We start from the raw sequence: 6,571 nt of genomic DNA, 5'->3' as shown, positions 1-6,571 counted from the left end.
TTCTTTCACGACGGGCTTTTTTTTGTTTCATTTATCGTGAATTCCGCCAGTGCGACTGGATGATTTGCCGTTGATTCATTAGAGTTGAGCTAAGCACTTAATGAATCTATGGACGGGTAATGTCACGCATCAGGGCGAAAAATCAGGAAAAGATCATCGACGTTGCCAGCCAACTGTTTGCTGAAAAAGGCTATGCCGCCACAACAACCGCCGAAATTGCACAACGCGCAGAAATCCCCAAGCCCAACCTCTATTACTACTTCAACACCAAAGATAACCTCTACCGCGCGGTATTGGAGAGTGTCACCTTACCGTTGATCGAAGCCTCATTGCCGATTGAGCAGCTGGATGACCCAAGAGAAGCGCTGACTCAATACATTCGCACCAAACTCCGAATTTCCCGTGACCACGCCTCCGCATCAAAAACCTTTGCCGCAGAAGTGATGGCGGGTGCGCCACATTTGCCAAAAGACATTGCAGAAGCCTTGATGGATCAGTCCAGAATGATCCTCAACAAGTTCGACTATTGGATTGCCCAAGGTTGGATGGACCCTGTTCCCGCCAAGCATCTGATGTTTATGCTTTGGTCTTCCACCCAAACCTACGCTGACTTCAACTGGCAGATTTGCCAAGTGAGCGGGCAATATGAACTCGACGACGAAGACTTCGAACAAGCCGCAGAGTTTTTGGTCAATCTGGTACTGAAAGGGTGTGGTGTGAAGCATGCGGATTGATGTTGCTGATATCCCTTTAACTCTTTGAAATAGCTGCAAAGATAGCCTCACTTCACAACCTACTCGATTTATTGATTGAAAACTCATCACCCGCGCTCAACTGCGACCTAAATCATGCCGAGATTTATGCACTTTGTGGTAGTTTTGGGCTGGTAAAGTAGGCAGTGATGTTGGGCTAGGTGGGTGTTTATCCGAGTATTTATTTTTAGATGTGATTAAAATTATCAAAAAATTTTTATGTTAAAAGAATTTACCTTTTGGCGTGCTGTTGTTATCGGAAAAAGTGTGGTGTTTAAATGCCCCGTTTGGGTTTGAATATACTGTTATAGCGCTGAGAAATTATGAATCGTAAACTCATTGATATTATTGAAGTCGTTGATTACTGGGCGAGTGAAGAAAACTCATTCTCTATGTATATTGATGTAAATGAACCTACTTGTTGGGCTTGTGGGCAGGGCTGGGAAGGTCGCCATGATGTTATTAGAGGCTCATATAAAAGAGGATGGCGTAAGGCTCCACTTCAAATTTGTCACATAGTTCCAAAGTCATTAGGTGGTGAAGATCACCCAAAAAATTTAGTTTTAATGTGTAAGGAATGTCATGACTTGGCTCCTAATACTACCATTCCTGACATTATGTTTCAGTGGATGGCGAAGCAGAGTTATTTAAAGCGACTAATGGCGAAAATTGAATTAACTCTCTCTGAATTTGATATTAGTCACTCTGAGTTCGAAGCGTTAACTAAATTATCCAGTGACTCTGCATTTAAAGAGTGGTCTTTAAAACACTCTGGTATACATTGGCCCCAATCAGGTTACAGTGGATTGGGCACTAAAATGACGGTGTCGACTTATGTAGGTCTTTTGAAGCATTACAGTGATATGAACGCGCTATAACAAGGCATTAAGCGGACAAAAAACAGTGGGTTACGTTTCGCTTCGTTACACATTTTAACCCACTATTTTTGTCCGCTTAATGCGGCGCTGAAGGATCCCCTCATAATTCGCCCAACCCTGATGAATGAGTCAGCCTCTGGTATTCGAGCATAGCCCATTGATATTGCTGTTCATTGATGCAATACCGTCGATGCTTTCTTACCTCTCGTCCCAAGCGTGGAATAGAGAGAACACGCCGATGCTTAATGGTGTTGGCTTGAAAGTCGTATTGCCATTTAGCTTTTGTCGCAATGAGACCGTTCCACCACATCAATACCTCAAAATAAAGCGGGACAGGCACGTTGAATAAAGCGGGACAGGCACATTTAAAGAATAAAGTGGGACAGAGGGAAATAAAGGGGACAGGCACATTTAGAAAGGCATAGATTTATCAGTTTCATGGCTTTGTGCTTCAGGCTCAAAGACAATGCTCAATGATGAATGGTTAAATAAAACGGGACAGGCACATTTAGAAAGGCATAGATTTATCAGTTTCATGGCTTTGTGCTTTCAGACTCAAAGGCAATGCTCAAAGATGAATGGTTAACTGACGAACGATATTATCTCTGTATCGTTTAATTGATAGCCACTTTACTGCCAATGACAAAAGCCCGCGCCTCTCTCATCAGTGTCGACGCCACTCCTTATTATCACTGCGTTTCGCGCTGTGTTCGTCGCTCCTTTCTCTGTGGCTACGACGAACACGCACAGCAATCCTACGAACATCGTAGAGGCTGGATTGAAAAACGGTTGTTAGCGTTGGCAAATGCATTCTGTGTCGATATTTGTGCTTACGCCATTATGAGCAATCATTACCATGTGGTTCTTCATATCAATATGGAAAAGGCCAAAGAGCTGGCTCAAAGTGATGTTGTTGAGCGCTGGTTGGCGTTTCATCGAGGGCCTTCACTTATCCAACGTTTTATTCAAGGCGATAAGCTGTCAGAGGCGGAAGCTGAACGATGCAGTGAGATCATTGAAGTGTGGCGGGAGAGGCTTGCTTCGATTAGCTGGTTCATGCGGTTACTCAATCAACATATTGCGTCAGAGGCCAACAAAGAAGATAAATGTACCGGCCACTTCTGGGAAGGACGGTTTAAAAGTCAGGCGCTGTTAGATGAAAAAGCTTTAGCGGCAGCGATGGCTTATGTGGATTTAAATCCAGTACGTGCTGCGATTGCCGACACGCCGGAAACGTCTGATTTCACGAGTGTGAAAGCGAGAATTGAAGCGGTAGAGACTGATAAACCGGGCGCTGTTGGGTTGCTGCCTTTTGCGGGAAACCCCAGAAAAAATATGCCTGATGGTATACCTTTTCGCTTGATGGATTATTTAGAGTTGGTTGATTGGACAGGGCGTCAATGCCGAGAGGATAAGCGCGGTCATATTGATCATCATGAACCTGAGATACTCAACCGCCTAGGGTTTGATTCAGATGAGTGGCTTAGTACCTACGCGCAAGTTGAAAGGGGAACCTTGATTGGCTCTGAATCATCCATCAAAACAGCGCTGCCCTTGCTTGGACGAAAACGACTTTGCGGGTTTCGCATCGCGACGAGCTAGCGTCGGCAACACTTCCTGCAAGCTCTAACAATCACCACATTGGTGATTTTCGCATACCTGTTATATGTAGATCTCCTTTGAAATCTAGTTTGAACCCCTTTTATCCATCTCCAAAAACACCCTTTTGAACAACAGAACACAGACATGAGAGATGTATTCTTCTTTTCCAAAGTGACGATTTTTAATGTGACTGTCCTATTGTTATCACAACTGTCCTATTGTTATCACACTTCCTGCAAGCTCTAACAATCACCACATTGGTGATTTTCGCATACCTGTTATATGTAGATCTCCTTTGAAATCTAGTTTGAATCCCTTTTATCCATCTCCAAAAACACCCTTTTGAACAACAGAACACAGACATGAGAGATGTATTCTTCTTTTCCAAAGTGACGATTTTTAATGTGACTGTCCGATTGTTATCCCTATTGTTATCAAGATAAGTGTCAACCGTATTTGGTATGTCAGGAGAATGAAATACCGAATGGCGCGAGAGGAGGGAAATGGTTAGTTGAAAAACGATAAGAGCTGGCTTAACCAGCTCTTATTGCTATACCCTCTATTACGTTACAAGGAAAGCGTTTGCACCAAATCTAGGTTGTCAGAAGCGTTGCCGACCATAATAGTAAAGACATCACTTTCAGTTACCCATTTTTTCTTCGATGGATGCCAGAAAGAAAAGTCTTCCTTGTTAATCTCTATGGTTACAGTTTCTGTTTTTCCTGCTTCTACAAAGATTTTCTTAAACCCTTTCAGTTCCTTTGATGGACGGTGAACACTTGGGTTATTTTGTCCAATATAAAGCTGGACAACTTCGGAACCGCCATTTCCCTTGACGTTACTCACATCCACGCGTATTGAGTAGCTACCATGTTCATTTCCAGGGGTTATTCTCAGGTTACTTAACTCAAACGTTGAGTAGGAGAGGCCAAACCCAAAAGGAAATTGTGGTTTTTCATTGTATTTGTCATACCAGCGATAACCCGTATAGATCCCTTCTTTATATTCATTGTTAGAGATCTTTCTGCAATTGGGACCGCAAATAGTATCGAGTAGCTGCTCGAAAGCCGATGAAGCAATTGATAAAGATGAGTCGAAATCGTCACGATATCCATACCCAGGTGAGCGAGTGATATCTTTAGCAATAGTAAATGGGAGTTTACCAGAAGGATTGAGGTTTCCGACGAGAAGATCGGCGATTGCATCGGACCCCACAAAGCCAGGATATGAAGACCACATGATTGCCGCTGCGCGATCCCAGTGACTCATGTCAACGCCATTACCTGAAGTAACGAGTACCACGGTATTGCTGTTAGCATTAATGACGCGTTGGATGAAGCTTTCGTCTTCTGTGGGTAATTCAAATGAGTAATCGAGAGCTTCACCCACTTCCCGTCCTGTCGCGACAACCACTTTGTCGGCATTACGCAGTTGCTCGTCTGTTGGATCTTGTACATATGAGACATTTCGAAGGAGGCGCTTCTCCAATGAACGGATCAACGGAATGTGTCCGAAGCCACCGACGCCTGCTGAACCTATACCTTTAGGGACGACATTTGCGAACTTACCGACGACCAAAATGCTTTCATTGGTTTTCAAAGGCAAAACATTGTTGTTATTTCTCAATAAAACGGTGCCTTCAGCTGCAATGGTTCTTACGATCTCTGCATGTTCGTTCATCATGCTTTGGTCAAGACCTGAGGGTTTGTCTTTGCCATCAAGAAAGCCCATTTGGATCATTGAGGTTAGGAGCGGCAGGATGGTTCTCTCCAATTCTTTCATGGGGAAGGTGTCTAGATCATCCTTGAGGCTGCGGAGATAGTTTTGAACCTGGCCGCCCCAAGGCATCTCTAGATTAAGACCTGCTTCAAAAGCTTTTTTGCCATTCCAAACAGACCACCAATCACTGACGGTAAAGCCTTTAAAATTTAGGTCACTTAACAAGTAATCAAAGACTTCAGAACTCTCAGCAGTGTAGTGATCGTTTAACAAATTGTATGCCATCATGACGCCTAATGCGCCCGCATCTATACCTGCTTTAAACGGAGGGAAATAAATTTCATGTAGTGTGCGTTCATCAATAATAGAGTTATGTGTTTTTCTATAAAAATCAGACTCATTACCAACAAAGTGCTTGAGTGTCGTCATTAGGCCTTGATTTTGTGCGGCGGGAACATAATTTTCAACTAACCGAGATACAAGAAAAGGATCTTCGCCAAAATATTCGAAATTTCGGCCATTTTCCGCTACGCGATACATATTCATGCCCGGGCCAAGGAGAACATCAATACCGACTTGTTTCATTTCCTTTGCAACAGCTTTTCCAACTAAACCTGCAATGCGTTCATCAAATGTAGAAGCCCACATAATAGGAGCAGGGAATTGCGTAACCTTGTTATGTAAATACGATGACTCATTGCCTTGCATCCAGTTGGCTTGACTTATTCCAGCGGTTGCATCTGACATGGTGATCATTGGGATACCGAGCCGAGGAATAGGGACGGTTCCAAAGTAGGTGTACCCACCAACAAGCTCAATCTTTTCATCAACTGTCATTTGTTGAACAAGTGCCTCGGCCCTTTCTCGAGCTGTTTGAAAGTCGACATACGGTTTAAACGCGCCAGAGACCCACTCTACATTTGGGCGACCTGTTTGTAGCGTAATTTCCGGCGTTGGAATTTCACTTTCCGGTGGTGGTGGCGAAGGCGGTTGTGGAAACTGAACATCGGCTTGTCCGAAAAATGGAAGCAGCAATGAGATATAAACGACGAGCAAAATCCTTTTGTTCATTAATCTTTCTCCAAAGTGTGGTGTGTTGTTTTTGTGCTTGAGCTCTTTTTCAATGTTTTGAATTGTTGTCGAAAAATTAATTTATAAAGTAGTCTTTGATTGCCAATCTCTTGTCCTTGAACACTAGTCTGACGCAACTTGAATAGTTGGCGCTTTTTGTTATATGAATCTGGGAATAAATGACTAAAAACCGCAGGGAGGAGCAAAATAAGGGCAAATAAGGAGGGACAGGCGCATCTAGAAAGGCAAAGATTTGTCAGTTTCATGGCTTTGTGCTTTCAGGTTCAGAGGCCATGCTAAAAGATGGATGGTTAACTGTTGAACGTTATTATTTCTGTATCGTTTAATTGATAGCAACTTTACTGTTAATGACAAAAGCCCGCACTTCTCTCATCAGTGTCGACGCCAGATCTTATTATCACTGCGTTTCGCGCTTTGTTCGTCGCTCCTTTCTCTGTGGCTACGACGAACATGCACAACATTCCTACGAACATCGTAGAGGCTGCGTTAATACTGACTGTCCTAACAAGGGGAGTCGTCTGCGGGCCG

4 protein-coding genes and 2 pseudogenes are annotated in these 6,571 nt (G+C 43.5%); 4 read left to right on the top strand and 2 right to left on the bottom strand.

Annotation, left to right across the window (positions count from 1 at the left end):
* Window positions 1–119 precede the first annotated feature (119 nt).
* A complete protein-coding gene (locus AB8599_RS22075; protein ID WP_407333874.1) occupies window positions 120–734 on the top strand; it encodes a TetR/AcrR family transcriptional regulator in 615 nt (204 codons plus the stop codon).
* 341 nt (window positions 735–1,075) lie between these two features.
* Complete coding sequence (locus AB8599_RS22070; RefSeq protein ID WP_407333873.1) at window positions 1,076–1,630, top strand: HNH endonuclease; 555 nt, start codon at window positions 1,076–1,078, stop codon at window positions 1,628–1,630.
* A gap of 100 nt (window positions 1,631–1,730) precedes the next feature.
* Here AB8599_RS22070 and AB8599_RS22065 read toward each other — a convergent pair.
* Window positions 1,731–1,958: pseudogene (locus AB8599_RS22065) on the bottom strand (transposase); the annotation flags it as partial.
* Between the two features lie 311 nt (window positions 1,959–2,269).
* Between AB8599_RS22065 and AB8599_RS22060 the strand changes: the two are divergent.
* Window positions 2,270–3,232, top strand: a complete 963-nt coding sequence (locus AB8599_RS22060; RefSeq protein WP_407333872.1) for a transposase — start codon at window positions 2,270–2,272, stop codon at window positions 3,230–3,232.
* A 567-nt stretch (window positions 3,233–3,799) separates the two neighbouring features.
* Here AB8599_RS22060 and AB8599_RS22055 read toward each other — a convergent pair.
* Window positions 3,800–6,022 (bottom strand): beta-glucosidase family protein, encoded by a 2,223-nt coding sequence (locus AB8599_RS22055; protein WP_407333871.1) that lies wholly within the window; start codon window positions 6,020–6,022, stop codon window positions 3,800–3,802.
* A gap of 368 nt (window positions 6,023–6,390) precedes the next feature.
* On the opposite strand from AB8599_RS22055, the pseudogene AB8599_RS22050 reads away from it, so the two are divergent.
* Window positions 6,391–6,531, top strand: a pseudogene (locus AB8599_RS22050) (alpha-amylase family glycosyl hydrolase); the annotation flags it as partial.
* Window positions 6,532–6,571: the final 40 nt, after the last annotated feature.

This window comes from Enterovibrio litoreus (genome assembly GCF_045679545.1).
In the GTDB taxonomy this organism is placed as follows: domain Bacteria; phylum Pseudomonadota; class Gammaproteobacteria; order Enterobacterales; family Vibrionaceae; genus Enterovibrio.
Note: the sequence above shows the minus strand (reverse complement) of the source record. Positions and strands in the feature narration are given on the sequence as shown.